Annotated in this window: 16 protein-coding genes, 3 tRNA genes and 1 riboswitch; of the genes, 9 read left to right on the forward strand and 10 right to left on the reverse strand. The window is 34.2% G+C overall.

From position 1 onward, the window contains the following. Positions 1 to 1,780 (reverse strand): nuclease-related domain-containing protein (locus tag KO527_RS02115; RefSeq protein ID WP_216038736.1); only part of this gene is annotated, 1,780 nt, incomplete at its 3' end. Between the two features lie 440 nt (positions 1,781 to 2,220). Here KO527_RS02115 and KO527_RS02120 point away from each other — a divergent pair. After that, a complete protein-coding gene (locus KO527_RS02120; protein ID WP_216038737.1) occupies positions 2,221 to 2,925 on the forward strand; it encodes a DUF3313 family protein in 705 nt (234 codons plus the stop codon). Between the two features lie 39 nt (positions 2,926 to 2,964). Here the strand turns inward: KO527_RS02120 and KO527_RS02125 are convergent, their stop codons facing one another. Next, positions 2,965 to 3,879: a chemotaxis protein gene (locus tag KO527_RS02125; protein ID WP_216038738.1), complete on the reverse strand. Its 915-nt coding sequence runs from the start codon at positions 3,877 to 3,879 to the stop codon at positions 2,965 to 2,967. A gap of 159 nt (positions 3,880 to 4,038) precedes the next feature. Here KO527_RS02125 and KO527_RS02130 point away from each other — a divergent pair. The 3 genes from KO527_RS02130 to KO527_RS02140 all read left to right on the forward strand — a co-directional run bounded on the left by KO527_RS02130 (position 4,039) and on the right by KO527_RS02140 (position 4,345). Then, positions 4,039 to 4,115, forward strand: a tRNA-Met gene (locus tag KO527_RS02130). 48 nt (positions 4,116 to 4,163) lie between these two features. After that, positions 4,164 to 4,248 (forward strand) — tRNA-Leu (locus tag KO527_RS02135). A gap of 22 nt (positions 4,249 to 4,270) precedes the next feature. Then, positions 4,271 to 4,345: transfer RNA gene (locus KO527_RS02140), tRNA-Gln, on the forward strand. A 79-nt stretch (positions 4,346 to 4,424) separates the two neighbouring features. Here KO527_RS02140 and KO527_RS02145 read toward each other — a convergent pair. Further along, positions 4,425 to 5,060 carry a hypothetical protein gene (locus KO527_RS02145; protein ID WP_216038739.1) on the reverse strand — a complete coding sequence of 212 codons (636 nt, stop codon included), beginning with the start codon at positions 5,058 to 5,060 and terminating at the stop codon, positions 4,425 to 4,427. A gap of 261 nt (positions 5,061 to 5,321) precedes the next feature. After that, positions 5,322 to 7,634, reverse strand: a complete 2,313-nt coding sequence (locus tag KO527_RS02150; protein ID WP_216038740.1) for a TonB-dependent receptor — start codon at positions 7,632 to 7,634, stop codon at positions 5,322 to 5,324. Positions 7,635 to 7,882: 248 nt separating this feature from the next. Here KO527_RS02150 and KO527_RS02155 point away from each other — a divergent pair, with 248 nt between their 5' ends. From KO527_RS02155 to KO527_RS02165, 3 genes are read left to right on the forward strand one after another with little or no spacing between them, the layout of a single operon-like run. Beyond that, complete coding sequence (locus tag KO527_RS02155; RefSeq protein ID WP_216038741.1) at positions 7,883 to 8,197, forward strand: hypothetical protein; 315 nt, start codon at positions 7,883 to 7,885, stop codon at positions 8,195 to 8,197. Next, a complete protein-coding gene (locus tag KO527_RS02160; RefSeq protein WP_216038742.1) occupies positions 8,197 to 8,448 on the forward strand; it encodes a hypothetical protein in 252 nt (83 codons plus the stop codon). The genes KO527_RS02155 and KO527_RS02160 overlap by 1 nt, the downstream gene beginning before the upstream one ends. Before the next feature lie 3 nt (positions 8,449 to 8,451). Beyond that, positions 8,452 to 10,020: a PepSY-associated TM helix domain-containing protein gene (locus tag KO527_RS02165; protein WP_216038743.1), complete on the forward strand. Its 1,569-nt coding sequence runs from the start codon at positions 8,452 to 8,454 to the stop codon at positions 10,018 to 10,020. 61 nt (positions 10,021 to 10,081) lie between these two features. On the opposite strand, the gene KO527_RS02170 is transcribed toward KO527_RS02165, so the two are convergent. Both KO527_RS02170 and KO527_RS02175 read right to left on the reverse strand, forming a co-directional pair. Then, a complete protein-coding gene (locus tag KO527_RS02170) occupies positions 10,082 to 10,699 on the reverse strand; it encodes a cold shock and DUF1294 domain-containing protein (protein ID WP_216038744.1) in 618 nt (205 codons plus the stop codon). A gap of 103 nt (positions 10,700 to 10,802) precedes the next feature. Then, a complete protein-coding gene (locus KO527_RS02175; RefSeq protein ID WP_354668596.1) occupies positions 10,803 to 11,438 on the reverse strand; it encodes an MBL fold metallo-hydrolase in 636 nt (211 codons plus the stop codon). Positions 11,439 to 11,554: 116 nt separating this feature from the next. Next, a riboswitch (FMN riboswitch) is annotated at positions 11,555 to 11,714 on the forward strand. 101 nt (positions 11,715 to 11,815) lie between these two features. Here KO527_RS02175 and ribB point away from each other — a divergent pair. Next, entirely contained in the window at positions 11,816 to 12,469 is a 654-nt protein-coding gene (gene ribB / locus KO527_RS02180) for a 3,4-dihydroxy-2-butanone-4-phosphate synthase (protein WP_216038745.1), read from the forward strand. Positions 12,470 to 12,548: 79 nt separating this feature from the next. On the opposite strand, the gene KO527_RS02185 is transcribed toward ribB, so the two are convergent. From KO527_RS02185 to KO527_RS02195, 3 genes are all read right to left on the reverse strand, one after another. Next, on the reverse strand, positions 12,549 to 13,031 hold the full coding sequence (locus tag KO527_RS02185) for a hypothetical protein (protein WP_216038746.1): 483 nt from the start codon (positions 13,029 to 13,031) through the stop codon (positions 12,549 to 12,551). A gap of 91 nt (positions 13,032 to 13,122) precedes the next feature. Then, positions 13,123 to 14,202, reverse strand: coding sequence for a DUF418 domain-containing protein (locus KO527_RS02190; protein ID WP_216038747.1), 1,080 nt, complete (start codon positions 14,200 to 14,202; stop codon positions 13,123 to 13,125). Positions 14,203 to 14,276: 74 nt separating this feature from the next. Then, complete coding sequence (locus KO527_RS02195; RefSeq protein ID WP_252733357.1) at positions 14,277 to 16,310, reverse strand: TonB-dependent receptor; 2,034 nt, start codon at positions 16,308 to 16,310, stop codon at positions 14,277 to 14,279. Between the two features lie 302 nt (positions 16,311 to 16,612). On the opposite strand from KO527_RS02195, the gene KO527_RS02200 reads away from it, so the two are divergent. Further along, positions 16,613 to 18,436: a M20/M25/M40 family metallo-hydrolase gene (locus KO527_RS02200; protein WP_216038749.1), complete on the forward strand. Its 1,824-nt coding sequence runs from the start codon at positions 16,613 to 16,615 to the stop codon at positions 18,434 to 18,436. 55 nt (positions 18,437 to 18,491) lie between these two features. Here KO527_RS02200 and KO527_RS02205 read toward each other — a convergent pair whose 3' ends face one another. Continuing rightward, a complete protein-coding gene (locus tag KO527_RS02205; RefSeq protein WP_216038750.1) occupies positions 18,492 to 19,370 on the reverse strand; it encodes a DMT family transporter in 879 nt (292 codons plus the stop codon). Between the last annotated feature and the right edge of the window lies 1 nt (position 19,371).

Here is a 19,371-nt window from a genome sequence, read left to right on the forward strand (position 1 = left end):
TAACATCCTCAGAATTAGATCTAGGCTCTATATAAGAATCCGACGTATCATCAGTTTGGTTTAAGTCTTTAACTTCTATATCACTCACTTTATCAACAACTTTTGCTTGTGGAGGTAATTCATTTTGACCTTGAGCTATCGAATCTAACTGCTCAATAATATCATCCGATACAGCTTCAATACTTGATTGAGGTTTTGAATTTGGCTCATCCAAATAAGAGTCTAATTCTTTTTTTGCTTGCTCAATTTCAGCTAGTATCGCGTCACTTTCTGAGGAAACAATTTCCTTAGCTTCGATATTAGTAAGCGTTTCTTCATTTTCTTTTTCATTAGACAGCTCAGGCATTTCTAAGCTTGCTAAAAATTCATCTTGAGTTGGAAGTTGAGTCAGCTCTTCTTCCACTGTATTGTCAGTATTATTTGTTTCATGTAAATTTACTACGACTTCTTCAACCTTGTTATCTTCTGGCTCTTCTACATGTTGAGTTGCAATATGTGCTTCATTTTTATAAAGCTCATTTAGTGTTTCTTCCAGTGAAAGCGGTTTAGCAGCTTCTTCTTGCTTAGGTATATCGGTATTATTTATGACTCCATCACTTAAGTTTTGGTTTGAAGTTTGGTTCATTTGCTGATCTTCAGAGGCGGTATGGGTGACGTTCGGCTTTTTTTCTAAGTTATTTATAAGTGGCGCTGTTTTGTGTTCTTCTGGATGTCCATTATTCTGACTTTTATTCCAATCTGCCGTTACTTTGTTATTTATTAATTGAGCGTAACCTTCAAAGTCATCATCACTTAAAACAAGTTCTTTAAAACTTTTAATATAAGTATTTAATTTACTTCGATTCATCACAGCTGCTGGCATAGGCGCCTTAAACTCTGTTGCATCATCGAATAATACAATTAACTGAATTTCTATTTTTACTTCCAAAAACTTTGCCAATGCAGCGGACTTTTGTTTTACATCTTTAATTGGATTATTAAACTCGAGCGTTTTATCGCCTGTTTTACTTGTCCATTTATCAGAATTTAAACCACCAAATATACCACCGGTTTGTGTTTGTGATGCAATCACAAAAATACCATAGGGAGAAACAGTGATCCGCTCTACTTTAACTAATTCTTTGTTCTCTAATCGCAATTCAAGTTGCTTAAATGACTTGTAAATATCTTTATCTAACTCATCTTTTTTTCGTTTTTTTGCTACAGGTCGTTTTTTAGAGATAGGTTTTACTATTGATTTTTCTTTATTTTGTTTCTTTTCAGCTTGTTCTATTTTTATGTTTTCTGCTTTGGACTTTATAGCTTTAACACTATTTTTTAGCTTTCCTGCTCTGGGTTTGATATAAAAGATAGAGAAAATAACGAGCAATAAAACGCCGACTAATACCAGTGTTGGCATTAAATAAGCGTCAAGTAAAGTACTTTTACTTGAAGAGTTTGCAATAACAGGGGCTGTGTTCTTTACCTCTTGAGTAACTGGTTTAACCCCAATAGGTTTTACTGCTACCGGTTTCACTTCAACAGGCATAACCTCAACTGGCACCACTTCAACAGGCATGACTTCTACCGGTAATACCTCAACAGGGGTAACTACTATAGGTTTTACTTCTGTAGGAATTTCTTTGGCAGTTTTTGTTTTATTTGAAACTGGCTGTGTAGAGGACTTATTTGCCTTAGCTCTATAACACCCTTGATCGTATGCACGTTTAGCTTGCCTATAACTACGGCTTTGCTTTGCATGACTAAATTGCTGTACTTGTTGCTTTAATAAAATGCACATCCCATCACTTACAGGAGCTGATAAACTCTTATAACTGATAAAACTAAACAAAAAACAGATACAAAGTAAAATTCGATTAAATAACATATAGAGCACAATGGGATTTTAATATTTGTATTAATTCTAGGTCTTTACAACAAATATTACCATCAGTCTTAAATCTTAAAATCAAAAAAATAGTATTATTTTCTTACTTTTTTAAATCTTGTATCTATTAATAAGCTCAATAAGCGCAACTTAAATACACGATACTTAATCTTTAGAGATACGACATAGCAGGTTTTTAATATGATAAGATTATTATGTACCTAATTAATTCAATTCACAGCTAATATAAATCTTGTTACAGATTTAAAAATAAATGCCAGTACTGAGTTACTTTTAATCACTTTTTGATTGTTATAGTAGGTCTTGTTTTCTACAACATATAGGCCGAATATATGAAGTTTAATTTATTAATAATGATGACTAGCTTATTTTTACTAGCGTGCTCATCTACTGAACAAACGCCTGAATATGAATCAGGCTTTTTAAACGATTACGTAAACTTTAAAGTGAATCCAAATGATGATAATTCATTCTATAAAAAACACAGTAATTTTAGTGTATCGGATTTCAAAAATTACAAAAAGATAGTGATAGCACCAATTGAAATTTGGCTACCAAAAACAAAAAGTGACGCAGCTCATACTTTAATTATTTCTGATAAATCAAAACAAAAAGCACTAACGAATTACTTTCAAAAGCAATTAAAGCGGCATATCACTCATGATATTGAATTTGTACCTGTCGGTACACCGGGCTCATTAACTCTCGCTATTGCCCTGACTAATATTCAAGAAGAAGAACAAAGTATTACTTTAAGAGATTTGATTCCTATGCCTATTAGAATTGCTAAAACAGTTACTGAAAATACTTATTTATTAGCTGCGGCTAAAAAAGCAGTTATAGGTTCAGCATCAATGGAAATTAAATTTATCGATACAAATACAAAACACACTTTAATATCGGCCATTGTGGAACGAGAAACAGATGAAATGTATGTTGATGATAATACTCATAATCTGGATAGTCTTAAATCAGTTATAAATATATGGGTAAAACGCCTATCTGACACCATAAATTCTGGAAAATACAGCGTTTAAAAACACTATGGTAATTGTAAACTCTCTTTCAGTTACCATTTATGCGACCTCTAAATCTTTACTTAATTCATAATGATGCTTAGCGCCTCTTAAAATGGCCTCTATTAATTCAGTCGCATCAAACTTAGTTAAGGCTTCATTTGCGCCGACTTGATGAGCCTGACTAAGACTCATTTCACTAGATAAGGAGGTATGTAAAATAATATAGGCATTAGCTAAGGAAGGAGTATTTTTCACTTCAAACGATAATTCATAACCATCTAATCCTGGCATTTCAATATCGCTCACAAGCAAATGTACTTGCTGGGATGTTTGCGCATTACTTTTCATTATTTCTAAAGCTTCATGACCATTACAAGCGACTTTATATGGAATATTTAAGCCATTAAGTGCATCCGAAAGTTGTTTTCTTGCAACTCTAGAGTCATCAACTATTAAAATATTTAAAGGTTTTACCATTTCCCTTTGAATATCCGTAAGACTTGGAAAGTAGCCTGCGCTATCTTCTGGGTATATATGAGATAGTACTAACTCAACATCTAATAGTTGAATGATCTTATCTTCAATTTTTGCAACCCCAGTTAGAAAGGCATTTTGCCCAACAGAGCTGGGAGGTGGGTTGATATCACGCCAATTGCAGTTAACGATTTTATCTATACCTCGAACCAAAAAACCGACCTCCTTTCTTTGACAATCAGTAATGATTATATAGCTGTCTTTTAATTCTTCTGATGTGATCGCACGGTAACCGACTGCTTTAGCCATATCTACAATTGGTACGGTACGATTTCTGATTGTTGCAGTGCCAATAATTGTATCGTGCGAATTAGGTAATCGGCTCATTGAAGAATAGCGTACTAGCTCTTTAACTTTAAGGGTACCCATTGCAAACAACTGCCTTGAGTTTAACTTAAACAATAATACACCTTGAGAGTGATTCGCCTTGTTGTTCATTATTTACCTAAATAGATTATCAACTTATTATACATATCCTAATATTTGATAAATTATTAATCAATTTAAAAAAAATTATAATTATTTACAAAAAAGGGTTGACGATTCCCTCAATCATCCGCATAATCCGCCCCGCATCGCACAGATGATTAGATAAATGGCTACTTAGCTCAGCTGGTTAGAGCACATCACTCATAATGATGGGGTCACAGGTTCAAATCCCGTAGTAGCCACCATTTACTTTTTTGTGTTATGAACTAAAATAATTTACTTATAGTAAAAATGCGGAAGTGGCGGAATTGGTAGACGCGCTGGATTTAGGTTCCAGTATCGCAAGATGTGAGAGTTCAAGTCTCTCTTTCCGCACCATTTTAGTTAAGATTAAATTAGTTGGGATATCGCCAAGCGGTAAGGCACCGGGTTTTGATCTCGGCATTCCCAGGTTCAAATCCTGGTATCCCAGCCATTTAATACTTTAAAATTCACATTATTTTCAATATAAAAACATCCTACTTTAATTTATTAATTCTTATATAAAACATTCACTAACGTAATCTTTTCATATTTATTCTATATTTATACTTCAATTTATCTATGACACCATCTTTTTTAAGTTTTGCTAATGCTTTTAATAAGGGCTGCTTTAAATGTTTATATTTAGGTGATAAATAATGATAATTCACTTTTTGTTCGATACTGCGTTTAATAAAATGATCTTTAAATTTAATTTCATCTGTCATTTCAAAATCCATCATAAGGACATTATCGACTCTGCCCTTTAACAATAAATGATTCAATGAATAAGCATCTTTAATTGGAAACTGCTTAACAAGTGTAGGTAACTGTTTTAAATAATTCTCTGCAATCACAGCCCCTCTAATATAACTAATTGATTTAATTTTTTTTAAATTACACTGCCCACATTGTTTGCTATTAGAAACTTGTATTAATTCAAATGTTAAAATAGGGATAGGTATGCGTATTAAACTACTATGTTTCTTTTCTATCCCTACTTGCCTTGCTAAAGCACCAACTAATAATCCTTGCTCAACCATGTGTAATTCACGTGCACCAAGGACTTCAATAAATTCAACTTTTTTACCTAGTTCAAAATATAAGCGTTCGAGTAACTCTTTTACGTAATTACTGGCTTGATTATTCGGTGGTTGCCTTAAAGTCACTGAATGATAGTCATTTGAATGAGTATAGAATGATAGAAACAAAAATAAGGAAGCTAAATTCCATTTTATAATATTTGATATGTGTGCTGTGAATTGATAAGTAATATTGGAAAACATTAAAAGTACAAGAGTAAAGGCTTTAATAAAATGATAGCACTTTAAATAAAGGTTTCTGACTTATTTGAGGTTAGAGTATGATTTAAGCTATCAATAAATATTGATAGCTTAATAATTAAAGTATTAACAATTTATTATTAAATATTAAAACTCGGCATGAAACTTCAAAGAAACCTGTCTTGGGGCACCATATGTTTGTGAACCATAGCCTGTATCAACAAAAGATAAATATTCTTTATCAAATAGATTACTAACACTTAAAAAAGCGCCCATATTATTCCACTCGTACCCTACGCGCGTATTAACTATCGTTGCAGCATCATTGTTAGGATCAAAACCTTCATCGCCTCGTTTTTTACCTTGTGCAAACGGATTTGAAGCCGCTCGAGACTCATCAACGTAATTGGCATTTATATTAGCAAAAAAACCATTATCACTTTTATAAGTAGCAGCAATGTTAGCTGTCCACTCTGGCGAATCTCTAAAACTAAAACCTGATAAGTCCGTAGGGTCTTGCCCTGGGATCTGTGAAGTAAACTCTTTAAACTCGGTATGCGATTTGCCTATACCTGCTGATAAAGTTAAATCATTACTCGCTTGATAAAATAACTCAGCTTCAAAACCTTTTACTACCGAGCTACCTGCATTTTCAGTCGCTGAATCATATTGATTTGCAGAATATTGCACATCTACTTGCTGATCTTTCCAATCAACATAAAACATATTAGCATTTGCAGTTAAAGAACCATCAAGCCATACAGACCTAAATGACAACTCATAATTATTAGTAAATTCAGCATCATATGTATAAGTTTCAGCACGCGCTATATTTGTCCCGACTCCACCTGAACGATACCCTTTTTGATAAATAAAGCTTGTCGTCATATCTTCATTAATATGGTAACTAACACCTAATTTAGGTAAAAAAGCATCAAAGCTAGCATCAACTAAAGGCTCATTTCCTGAGGCATCATCTGCCATTTTGTATAGTTGCGCGTTTAATCCAGCAATAATTTGCGCCGTCATAGGATCAAAGTTTGGGTTAGTAGGATCTGGTAATAAGTTACCATTGGATACCGTTATTTTACTTTCATCTTCATTTTCTTGCTTTTCATGATCCCAGCGAATACCCGCTAATATGTCCCATTGTTCGTTTACTTGGTATGTAACATCCGCAAAAATTGCACTTGATGTAACTTTCTGATCAACTCTTCCATATGTATTTAGTTCCACAGGATTTACTTGCTCATAAAAACCTAAAATCATATCAGCATAATTTTGTGGTAGTCCAATACCACCGTGCTCAGGTGACGTAACTAACAAAGTAGGCACTCCTAATCTAGCTAGCGTAATTTTACGGTCGCCGCCATTAACACTGCCTACATCTAAACTAGAGTGATATAAACCAACTAGACCAGTTAGTTGATCATACTCAAACGTTGCTCTAAACTCTTGGCTAAATGTTTTATCAGTACGATCATTGATTAAAATAGATTGTGACTCATCTACGCCTGCATCACCATCCCACTGATAGTCATAATCACTAATAACATAGTTGGTTATAGAAGTGAGTGACCAAGTATCATTAATATCATAATCCGCTTTTATGCTGTAAAGATCATTTTCAGTAACATCAAAAGTCTTTGTATCGTAAATGGAATACTTTTTATTTCCATGAATTGTTGCACTACTCGCCACACCATCTTCTTGCTCATTATAGGTATAACTAAACATAATTGATAAATCTTCAATTGCTTCTGGTTCAACTCTTACCTTTAAACGATATGTTTGATCTTGTGCATAATCCGAAGGTGCATTCCTGGTAATATTTTCTACAAAACCATCTTTTTCTGATTTTTCACCACTAAAGCGAAATGCAACTTGGTTATCGATTAACTCGCCTCCTAAAGCGATTGCAGCTTCTTTTTGACCATATTCACCAAATCCGACTCTGATTTTCATATCAGATTCATAGCTTGGATTTTGTGTGCTCATTACAACGGCACCCGCTAATGCATTACGGCCTTGAAGAGTGGATTGTGGACCACGCAAGATTTCAACTTGGCTGACATCCCAAGTTGAAAAGCCACCAGATTGAATCATTCTATAAGGTAAAGCAGCACCATCAACATAAACACTTGCAAGGTAACTGTTACCACCACCAGAGACATTAAAGGCATCAATACCACGAATACTAAAGCTATAATCGTTAAAATTTACATTAGGTGCATGGGCTAATATTTCACCAAAATTTGTAATATTTTGCTGTTCTAAATTCTTTTGTGTAAAAACAGCAACACTTGCCGCCGTTTCTTGTAAAGAACGATCAATTTTTTGACCTGTTACAACAATTTTTTCAACACCTGAAATGTCTTCTTGTGCAAAAGCCGATAAAGCAAAAGTACTTGTAAGTAATAACCCTGTGCGAATAGCCTGAGTTAGGTAGCTAGTTTTCATTTTTAAATCCTGTTAAATCCCACGTCTCTGCAACAATACGATAATAAAAATCACTCTCATTACAATTCGCGGCGATAATAGCAATAATTACTAATGAAAAGCTAGCGTTAATACTCTATCTTTATAAAAACCTCTTTGAAAAGTACCTAATTCCGGTCTGTCGTATTTAAAATAAAGGAAATTATCGCTTTAAATTTATGCAGCAATATATATAATATAACAATCAAATAACAATCATTTGCATTATCATGACGATTTCAGTATTACTTCTATGGACAGGATGCTTAGCTGTATTTCTCTCTAGCCCCAATCAAACATTAATAATCAAACAACCGAATAAAAACATAACTTGGTCAATTTTCAGTGTTTCTTGTTTAGCTAGTTGGTATTTACTATTAGCTTCATATCCAGCTATAACAGCAGCCTTAGTCGTGCTATCAATCGTTATGGCTTTTTGGACAATAATTGTGATTGCTCATGGTCATTTAAAAATACAGCTTTTACCATTCGTTTCTTTAGGTGTTGTTTTTTCAATTGGTTTAGCACAATTAGGAGGTTTGTAATGTGGGAAAAAAGCATACCTGCAATTTTTGGTGGATGTCTGGTTTCAGTTTCTATCATGCTAAATCTTAACTACTTATTACCCGCAGCAGTAGATACACGCCTGTTTATAGGATTACTGTGCGCTTTTCCTTTATGGATCACTATGATGGTTTGGTGTTATGTCAGTGATGGCGGTAAACAAGCATGGAAAAGGTGCTTTTCAGTATTGTTACTGTCAGTTTGTCTAAACGCTATTTTTGTATTGAGATAAATAATGAATAAAGAATTTTTGAAAAGAATCACAGATGCACATAGTTGGCTCGGGTTAATCATATCCGGTTTACTATTTATTGTATTTTTTGCGGGGTCCATTGCACTATTTAGAGCTGAAATAACCCAGTGGTCAATGCAACCTCATTTTGAAGCAACTAAGGGGGCACAGCTACCAGTCAGTCAAATCTTTGAAATTGCAATAAAAGATAGAAAATTTGATGCAAAAGAGCATTTAACTTTAGTACAACCAAGTAAATACAGCCCATATTACAAAGTATATGTTGATGTTGAACATGAGGCTGGACAAGAAGATCATGACGCTCTTTTGATAGACCCTGTAACTGGCGAGATAATAGCCAACCCAGATGATTTTTACTTAGCTAATTTTATATATAAATTACATTATGATTTAAATATCCCTTCGGGTTCATATGTTATTGGCTTTGTCACACTCTTTTTCTTTTTTGCAATCATCTCTGGCATATTTATGCATGCTAGAAAACTAATTTCAAACTTTTTTAAATATCGTGCTCAACAACTAAAACGAAGTCAATTACTTGATATGCATAATGTTGTTGGTGTAATGAGCCTACCATTTACTATTATGTATGCCATTAGTGGCTTAATTTTCAACTTAGTGATTATTTACCAAATCGCATTTGCAGTTATTTTGTACAAAGGCGATCAACAAGCATTATTAGATGATGCTGGCTATCAAGAAATAGCGCCCAAGTGGGCAGATAAAGCATGGGAAAACCCTAAAGTTGATGACATATTACATAATATTAAAGACAAATATAAATCAACGCCTAGCATGATTAGATTTTATAACTATGGCGACCAAAGCGCAGTGATGCAAATAAGAGGCGAAGTACATACAGAGTTTGCATATAGATATGAAACGGCAATAGCTGTGTCAAATCAAGAAGCCTTATATGTTAAAGATGAAAACAATCCTAATACACTCGTAAACGGTTTATATGTTATCTCCAGACTTCACTTTGGTGATTATGCCGGATTAGATTTAAGGGTGTTATACTTTATTTTAGGAATAGGTGTATGTGGACTCATCATTACAGGCAACCTACTTTGGATTGAAAAACGCAGTAAACAAAGGAACCAATCACCAAAAACTCTCGCATTTGTAAACAACTTTACTTTATGGAGTACCGGAGGTGTTGTAATCGCAACGGCTGTCGCCTTCATTACAGAACGCCTAATGCCTATCACCTTTACACAAAGACCTGATTATATGGTGTATAGCTTTATTGCGACATTAATCTTAGTGGCGTGTGTTTTACCTTTTAATAGTAATAAAAAAGTTTTTTTAGGCTATTTACTTAAAATATCAGGGCTTCTTTTATTATCAACCGTGATACTTGATTGGGTGATGTTTGGTACTGGAATATTAGATTTATGGCAGCAAGGTATTAAAACTGTCATAGCAACTGAAATAGGTTTAATGTTAGTTGCATTTATATTTATATTCACTAGCGCCAAGCTCATAAAACCATACAAAAAAGCACAAGTAGCCAACGAAAATGAAGCTGTTTTAGAAGTTCAAAGCTAATATTATTTATTGGATAAAGACACATTCTTGCAGTATGTGTCTTTATCCGATCTAAGTAGTTTTATATTCCTATAATTGGATTTATAAAATATCGAATATCGTCATTAAACCAATATGATAATACTGCTAAATTAACAATAACTGTGCACCAAAAACTAAATCTAAAAGATGACTTTTGTGATTTATGCCTTAAAAACTGTTGCGCTAATGCCGCTCCAGGCCAGCCTCCAGCAATAGATAAAATATGCAAGGTACTTTCTTGAGTACGCCACTTACCTCTTTTTGCTTTTTGTTTATCTATAGCGTAAAGCATAAAAGTAACAAAACTTAATGCCCAATAAGCTATGACAATATCTTGGGGAAAACTTTGAATTAACCAAGCAATAGTAATACTCAATAAAAATAAACTCGATAGATAAATAGAAAAGTGATTTTTTCTGGCGTTATTTACTTTGTTAATTTTTCCCTGATTACTCGGGAAAATTGCATTTTTAGCACAAGGCTTACCATCTTTACCTTTTGATGGTGTATAGGTGACTATCTCATTGAGTGATGGGATATAATTACGACTAGTAAAAGCCGATATATGAATAAATATATCAGCACCGCCTGCTAATGGAGAAATAAAGCCAAATGCTTTCTCTTCATTCCATGAAACTAATTTTCCTTTGGCCCTCAATGCTTGCTCCGTATTAAATTGTATACTCTTCCTTGTTAATCAAGAGTATACAATATGCTCGATATAAAATAAAACCTGTATCTATCAAAATTTAAACTAATGATTAATCTCGTACATAGGGGTTAGATTGTCTTTCTTCTCCAAAAGTACTCATAGGACCATGGCCTGGAATAAAACGCACATCATTACCTAGTGGCCATAAATTTTCTTTTATAGATTTAATAAGTGTTTGTTGATGCCCTTTTGGAAAATCGGTTCTGCCGATACTGCCATTAAATAATACATCTCCTACTTGCGCTAACTTAGTTTGTTCATGATAAAAAATAACATGACCTGGAGTATGACCAGGGCAAAAATATACATCTAATGTGATATTGCCAAAAGTCACTTTATCACCTTGGTCTAACCAACGATCTGGAGAAAATGCCTCTACCGGTTGAAAACCAAATTGTGCTATTTGCTCAGGGAATAAATCAATCCAAAACTGATCTTCTTTATGAGGGCCTTCAATTGTTAAAGATAACTTTTCACTTAACTCAGCACTGGCACCTGCATGATCTAGATGGGCATGGGTTAATAATATTTTTGTTAAAGTAACGCCCTGCTTTTCAACCTCAGCCAAAATTGTATTTATATCACCACCAGGGTCTACAATAGCCGCCTCTTTAGTTTCATCACACCAAAATAAGGTACAGTTTTGTTGAAACGCGGTAACGGGAATAATTTTAAACTGCATCATATTATTTAACTTCTTTTGACTAAAAATAATTATGTCGATTATTCATTATTTAAATTTTGAATTCCAGCCTTGTCGCGTTAAAATATTCGCGCTAAAAATTAATACTATTTGTATTAACACATTCTCAGGGCGGGGCGAAATTCCCCACCGGCGGTAAATTCAACTTTGAATCAGCCCGCGAGCGCTTTAAATGTTTAATCTTAATCTATTTAAAGGTCAGCAGATCTGGTTAAAATCCAGAGCCGACGGTCATAGTCCGGATGAGAGAGAATAAAAATATATTCAGTTTAATGCTGAGTATATTTTCTTTGCATGCGTAAAAACTTGCAACTCTACATTCCCTGATCCTGGTAATCATAAATTTTAAGGAATTTACCATGAGTCAGTCTTTATTAACTCAATTTGGCGAGCCTCACGCTCGTGTCGAAAATGCATTAACCGCATTACGCGCAGGCAAAGGCGTATTAGTTGTTGATGACGAAAACCGTGAAAACGAAGGTGACTTTGTTTTTTCAGCTCAGCACTTAACCACACAACAAATGGCTATGATGATCCGCGAAGGTAGCGGTATTGTATGTTTGTGTTTAACCGATGAGCGAACTAAACAACTGCAACTTCCGCAAATGGTGCAAGATAATACTAGCCAAAACAATACAGCTTATACTGTGACGATTGAAGCAAAAGAAGGGGTGACAACAGGTGTATCTGCCGCTGATCGTGTTACTACAATCAAAGCAGCAACTAAGCCAAATGCTAAACCTGAAGATTTATCTCGTCCAGGCCATGTATTTCCTTTAAAAGCCAAAAGTGGCGGCGTATTAGTCCGTAGAGGTCATACTGAGGCATCTGTAGATTTAATGGCTCTAGCTGGATTGAGTCCCTTTGGCGTTATTTGTGAACTCAATAACCCTGATGGCTCAATGGCAAGGTTACCTGAAGTAACACGGTTTGCTAATAAGCATGATATGCCTGTGCTATCGATTGAAGATTTGGTTTCTTATATCACTGAAAAGCAAACCATCGCAAGCTAGTTATCAAGCATATTCAATACTAAGCCACATATTATATGTGGCTTTTTAGTTTTATAAACCTAAAGAAAACCCATATCTTTTAGCATTCAAAGGATAGTGAGTCTGTTTTTAGGCGGCTATAAATAAAAATTTGCCATTGTGAAGTTGGAAATTTAAAGCCAAGTTTATCATTTTTAGATGGACAGAATTTTGCTATGGCTTTATTTATATCAATGGCATATTCAACTAATTCAAAAGGGGGTAATTTTACAAAAGAATGTAATTGGCCTTGTTTTATTTCAGTTGAAATAGTTTGTAAATTAGAATTACGTTTTAAATATTTTGTCGCTATATTTTGATGTGAAATATCAAACTTGAACTGTGTATTTATCGAATCTATGCGAGTCAAATCATAAAACAACTTAAAAGTTGCGATAACCAATACAATTAAAACAAATAACATCAACTTAAACCTTTTTTGGCTTAATTCGGCACCTGATTTGAAGTTTCCACTGACGATAGGCGGGTTAAGTCTATCGCTTTTAACTAAAAAGTTATTATGTTTAAAATAGTTTTGACTCATTTAACTTAAAATAGATAATCCTTTAATGTAATCAAAATTTACACAAAAAATGTGGATTAAATATGGAGGAAGTTTTTTAAATCACTAACAGTTAACTGACTGCTTTTTTAAACAGTATTTCAAACGGTCCCAATTTAAAAAATTTAAGCCAAACATTACTAAACACAATACTCAAAATACAAAAGCTAATCGCACTTAAAAATGCTATTTCTATAGAGCTAGTATCAAAAAGCCCCAGCAACTCAATTAACCCCATACCTAAAATAACATGGGCGATATAAATACTTAAAGATAACTGCCCCGTTTTAGCTAAGCATTTAAGTAAATAAGATTGCTGATTGTTTTGATAAATATAAACACATGCCACAATAATCATCATCGAAGAACATACAGCTGAAATCATATATTGTGGTAATGGAGGGATAATTGAAGTAGAAAATAAGAAAGTTACCTCATCATTTAATAATCCAAACTCACTGTTATCAATTGCAAACAACCTTAAACCGTAAAAGCTCGCTTCAATAAAAACTAACCCTGATAAAGCAACTAAAAATAATAACTTTTGTGTTTTTCGTTCTAATAAAGTTTGACGTCCTAACCACATGCCAAAGACTAAAAATGCCGACCAAGGAAATACAGGATGAAATCCATTAAAAAATTGATGCCTTAATATCCCATCCAAACTCCAGAAGTTTTGATAACTGAGCGTTTTCCAGTTCCAACCATGTCCGTAATCAATAAAAAACATTAATACAGGGAAAGTTAATATAATTGCGATAGTCAGTCTAAGTAAGTTTTTATCGCTCAATTTAATTGAAACTAAGCCAACTAAAAAGTAAAAACCATAAAAATGTAAAATATCAGCTGGCCAAATTAAGGTAAATATATAACCTAATCCAATTAATAATATAGCCCGTTTAAATAGTGATATTTGAATTCTAAATTTTTCGAAATTGTTTTTTTTAAGCTGACTGTGGCGAGATAAAAATGTAATACCCATACCCGCTAAAACAACAAATAATGCAGATGCCCTGCCCTCAAATAACTCAGTAAAAGTCATTAAAAAACTATTACCGTATTTACCGCCCATCACAATTTTAAAATTGACAATTATCATACCAAATATGGCCAAAGCGCGGGCAAGATCAAAACCTGCTATACGATTATTCATATTTCCCCTCTAGGATATAAAGCAATAGGCTTCAACTATTTAATAAATTGAAGCCTAGTTATTTAATGAAGATGCTAAAAACTGACACTAAACCCAATAGAAGGCCGCATTTCAAAGTCATCAGTTTCTTCATTAATAATCAAATCATTCGTCGATTGTATTTTTTGGTAATCTAAATCTATATAGCTGACATTATCTTGGCCATATACATTCATCACTTCCAAAATTAGCATGGCATCTAAATCAAAAAAGTCTGTTTTTCTTTCAAACCGAATATCTAACCTGTGAGCAACATCAAAACGCTCTGAAAAAGGTTCGCCATATTGTGGTAAAAACTTCCCTTCATGATCTGGATTATTAGTGACACCCGTAATAGGTGTATAAGCTTGACCACTTCTCGCTGTAAAATTAAAACCGCCATTCCAACGTTCATTAATTTGATAATTAAACACCACATTCATAACCAAAGGTGTATCTGTATAATAATCTCTAGTGATATCACGTCTTAAGTCTGTTCGTTCACTTTTAGCATAACTTAGTGACATCCAGCCATACCATTTATCGGTTTTATTCTTATTGATCAAGAAATCAAACCCATACGCTTGCCCTTCAACATCATTACTATACAAAAGCTCTGAATCTGCATAATTTTCTGTTAATGCCAAAGGTAAATCTGACATGGTTTTATAATAACCTTCTATTGACCAACTCCATTCGTCTGCGAGTTCTTGTTGAAAACCTAAACTAGTATGCTGAGCTGTTTGAGATTTTAAATTAGGATTGCCGATTTCAGGAATGATGGTATCTAAGTCTTGTAAACGGTTATATTCACCATATTTAAAGTTGATGGTACTTTCATCTGTTGCAAAATAACTTAATGCGACTCTTGGGTGAACAAAAGTTTCATCTGTATAATCGTTATGTTGCCATTGCGCTCCAAGCTCAGTTTGTATTTTATCTGTGGCTTGCCAGATATGCGATACACCAACAAATTGATCATCTATATCTTCTGTCCGAGTGTCTTGTACTCTACCACCTTTATTTAAAGTACAATCAGGGTCAATATCTGTACACGTATATTGAATCATGTCATAACTAAACTCTATTTCTTTATCATGGTATGCTGCATCAAATATAAAACTATGCTCTTGATTAAATTGATAATTTACTCTGGCTTTATATGTAATTTGTTTTTCAGTTTCATTTTCATAAAACCCACCATCAGTTTGGCCTCTACCATATTCAAACTTGCCAGTTTCACTTAAAGACCCTACACCCATTTTCAAATGGAAACCTTCACCATAATGATCCCATAATATATTTTGGCTATTAAATCCTCTGCTAAACGTAGCATCACCCTGATATTCTGGGTTTTTTAATGCCAGCTCTGCACGTTGATTAAAGTTAGCCTTGGCGCTATCTTCTGCTCCGGTAAATGAGAAGGTAAACATATTATTATGATTCACATCCCATATGAGTTTACCCTGATAATCATGATCATCAGGCGCTTGATTCACGGTAACGCCTGTTAACTCACCATCATCATCTTCTAACTCCTCACCTTCTTCAAAAAATAAAGGTAAAGTGCTTTTACGAGCCGAAAAGTAAAATGCTGTATTGTCTGTTAATTGTCCTTCGGTAAAAATGCCCGCATTAAACATAGTGAAATCTAATGTTGTTTTAAGCGGTTGATACTTGGGGTTTCTTAAAGAGACATCAAATACAGCACCTGTCGCATTGCTATAACTGGTGCCATAGCTCGCTGAATATAATTGAAAATCTTGAATGATATATTTATTAAATATAGAAGAGCCAAAGTCATGAAAAATATACCCAGCAGGCATAAAGTCAACTTCAAATAAGTTATCACTTGGTGCAGAGCCCCTCACTGCAGGTTCACTCATTGCGCCACCAGCAGCAACCACACCAGGTAGTGCGTAAACGGCTTGCAACGGATCACCCATAGCGCCAGGCATACTTGTTAATTTTTGTGCATCATCAGTGATCTGGGTTAAAACACTACTTCGCTTAGTTTGCACTTCGATTCGCTCTATTTTTTTTGTTTCCAGTACTTCTTGAGCATTCACATTATGAAAGTTAGCACTCATAAATATCGCAAGCGCTGATAGCTTAAATTGTATTTTTGATGATGTCATTAGGTCATCCCTGTAGTTAATTTGCATATAATTTAGATGAATTCAAAGCAAAATAATGTCAGAAATGTGTAGTGGCTTTGTCGAATACTGTATGTAAATGTATAAAAGTGTAGAAATAGATTCCATCAACACACACATACACATTAAAATTACAATATATTAAAGATATTTTAACAATGTAGTGTTTGCGGTTGTTGTATTTAATTTAGCTACAAAACGATATTCGTTTTGACTAAATTTTAAGGAAAATAATAATGACAACACAGATCCAAGCCATATCAATTTGTAGTGCGCTAGCATTGATTACCTCACCGAGCTTTGCCAAAGAACTTTGGATCACAGCCGATGCTGATTCAATAAAAACCCTTCAAAAAGTAAATGCAAAAATTCAAAGTAATGCGCAATCAATATCCCAAACTCAAAAAGTAATTGCTAAATTTGATGATAAGAATGTCATTCAGCTAAGTAAACTAATGCACGATGAACACAGACGATGTGGTGGTTTTACTGTGCATTCATCAGAACAAGATGCTGTTGCAGCCAGCTTACTGCCTTCAACTTTGGCAAGTTTTATTCCACCTGTTATCAATCAAAATATCAAAGTAACAAATGCGTTAAGTCAGCTAAATGCTAATAATATTAAAAATACAATTAATGACTTAGCAGCATTTACCAATCGGTACTATCAAACAAGCCATGGGGTCAATGCTGCAAATTCGATTCAAGATCGCTGGCATAACTTAGCAAAAAATATTAGTTGGGCGACTGCAACAGCCTTTAACCATAGCGCATGGCAGCAGAATTCGGTTATTCTCACTTTAGAAGGTAGTGAAAAACCTGATGAAATTATCATTATTGGTGGTCATTTAGATTCAATAAGCGGCACATCAACAGGAGAAACGACCATCGCACCAGGTGCTGATGATAATGCATCTGGTATTGCCACTTTAACAGAAGTATTGACCGTATTTTTAGCAACTGGAGAACAACCCAAACGCACAATTAAATTTATTGGCTACGCAGCGGAAGAAGTGGGTTTAAGAGGAAGTGGTGAAATTGCAACACTTGCTGCTAATAATAATGATAAAGTGCTTGCTGTCATGCAATTAGATATGACTGGTTATATAGGTGGTCCAGAAGATATTGTGTTTATGGATGATTATACTGATTCAGGATTAAATACTTATTTAACTCAATTGCTAGATGTATATCAGCCAAGTGTAAATTATGCTTTTAGTACATGTGGCTATGGTTGCTCAGATCATGCTTCGTGGCACAATAAAGGATACCCAGCTGCAATGCCATTTGAATCAAAAATGAATGCATATAATCCACATATCCATACTGCTAACGATACACCAGATAAATTAGATGCCACTGCTGAACATGCACTCAATTTTGCAAAACTCGCCACCAGTTTTGCAATCGAAATGGGTTTTAATACAACAACACAAAACTCGCCAACGTTAGAAAATAATATCCCGTTAAATAATTTATCTGGTGCCAAAAACAGTATTTCAAATTATAAGTTTATCGTTCCAAATGAAGCGACTTCTGTCACAATTTCAAGTTCTTCTGGCACAGGCGATGCCGATTTATATATTAAAAAAGGCACAGAGCCAACAAGCTCTAATTATGATTGTCGCCCATATAAAAATGGTAATAATGAAACATGTAATTTCACTACAAATGTAGCTGGTGAGTACTTTGTTCAATTGAATGCTTATAGCAGCTATAGTGGCTTATCCTTAAAAGCATCATATGAAGTTGGTAATACAGGAGGTAATAGTGGCAGTGAAACCAATTTATCAGCAAGCACTGGCAATTGGCTTTATTACGAAGTAGCAGTACCTGCAGGCACTTCAAGTTTAAATGTGACAATAAAAGATGGCAGTGGTGATGCTGATTTATATCTTCAACAAGGTAATCAGCCTACAAAAACAAGCTATGTATGTCGTCCTTATAAAAATGGCAACAGTGAGACTTGTACTCAAACAAATCCACAAGCTGGAACATGGCATATTGGGGTTTATGCCTACTCAGGCTTTTCAGGTTTAAATTTAACTTGGCAATATTAAGTTAAATTGAGTTCAATATAGAAGCAACTGATAACTTGTTGCTTCTACTATTTTATTAAGCTTTTTTAATGAGATACTGCTTACCCAGTATTACCAATAAAATACCACCTAATACTACGAAAGATGATAAGACTAGTCGTTGGGTGATGATCTCATTAGCAAAAATGACGCCGCCAATAGCAGCAATGATAGGCACACCAAGTTGAACAACTGCAGCTTGAGATACACTTAATCCATTAAGGGCAATGTACCAAATGGTATAACCTAATCCCGACGCGATAGCACCTGATAATATAGCTAACAAAACACCTTGATTGGTTAAATGTACATCTTTAAAACTAACAGTCAGTACAATAACTAAAAAAGGAATCGTACGCAAAAAGTTAAAAGCCGTATCACTTAAGGGATCCTTTGAATTTCGCCCAAACAAAGTATAAAAAGCCCACGCTATGCCAGATAAAATCATAAAAATAATACCTGATATTGAAGGTGTACTTAAGGTGGGTAAAATGAGATATATAAAACCAATAAATGAAATGCTTAAGCCTAACCACTCACTATAGTGAAGCTTATTTCCTTTAACCAAATTTGCGATTAACATTGAAATTTGAACTGAGGCAAATAAGATAAGTGCCCCAACTCCAGTATCTAAGATAATATAACCTAGGGAAAAGCAAATCGCATATATAAACAACATAGTTGCAGCTAACCAACTGCCATTTGTTTTTATATGGTTATTTTTATTAATCGCTTTAGGTTTAAGCATTAAAATCAAAAATAAAATAATAATGCCAGATAACAGCCTGATCACAGTAAAACTCGCTGAATCAATTAAGTTTTCACCTAATGCAATTCGGCATAAAACAGAGTTACCTGCAAAAGCGAGTAATGCAAATACTGTAAAGCTAATCGTTTTTATATAATTTTGATTCATT

It is taken from the genome of Pseudoalteromonas sp. C2R02 (genome assembly GCF_018860845.1).
In the GTDB taxonomy this organism is placed as follows: domain Bacteria; phylum Pseudomonadota; class Gammaproteobacteria; order Enterobacterales; family Alteromonadaceae; genus Pseudoalteromonas.

Bases quoted from the DNA above. Each gene is read 5' to 3' on its own strand.
- KO527_RS02160 (WP_216038742.1), top strand. From the start codon at position 8,197: ATGTGGGAAAAAAGCATACCTGCAATTTTTGGTGGATGTCTGGTTTCA.
- KO527_RS02185 (WP_216038746.1), bottom strand. From the start codon at position 13,031: ATGAGTCAAAACTATTTTAAACATAATAACTTTTTAGTTAAAAGCGAT.
- KO527_RS02165 (WP_216038743.1), top strand. From the start codon at position 8,452: ATGAATAAAGAATTTTTGAAAAGAATCACAGATGCACATAGTTGGCTC.
- KO527_RS02150 (WP_216038740.1), bottom strand. From the start codon at position 7,634: ATGAAAACTAGCTACCTAACTCAGGCTATTCGCACAGGGTTATTACTT.
- KO527_RS02125 (WP_216038738.1), bottom strand. From the start codon at position 3,879: ATGAACAACAAGGCGAATCACTCTCAAGGTGTATTATTGTTTAAGTTA.
- KO527_RS02205 (WP_216038750.1), bottom strand. From the start codon at position 19,370: ATGAATCAAAATTATATAAAAACGATTAGCTTTACAGTATTTGCATTA.
- KO527_RS02155 (WP_216038741.1), top strand. From the start codon at position 7,883: ATGACGATTTCAGTATTACTTCTATGGACAGGATGCTTAGCTGTATTT.
- ribB (WP_216038745.1), top strand. From the start codon at position 11,816: ATGAGTCAGTCTTTATTAACTCAATTTGGCGAGCCTCACGCTCGTGTC.
- KO527_RS02195 (WP_252733357.1), bottom strand. From the start codon at position 16,310: ATGAGTGCTAACTTTCATAATGTGAATGCTCAAGAAGTACTGGAAACA.
- KO527_RS02175 (WP_354668596.1), bottom strand. From the start codon at position 11,438: ATGATGCAGTTTAAAATTATTCCCGTTACCGCGTTTCAACAAAACTGT.
- KO527_RS02200 (WP_216038749.1), top strand. From the start codon at position 16,613: ATGACAACACAGATCCAAGCCATATCAATTTGTAGTGCGCTAGCATTG.
- KO527_RS02190 (WP_216038747.1), bottom strand. From the start codon at position 14,202: ATGAATAATCGTATAGCAGGTTTTGATCTTGCCCGCGCTTTGGCCATA.
- KO527_RS02120 (WP_216038737.1), top strand. From the start codon at position 2,221: ATGAAGTTTAATTTATTAATAATGATGACTAGCTTATTTTTACTAGCG.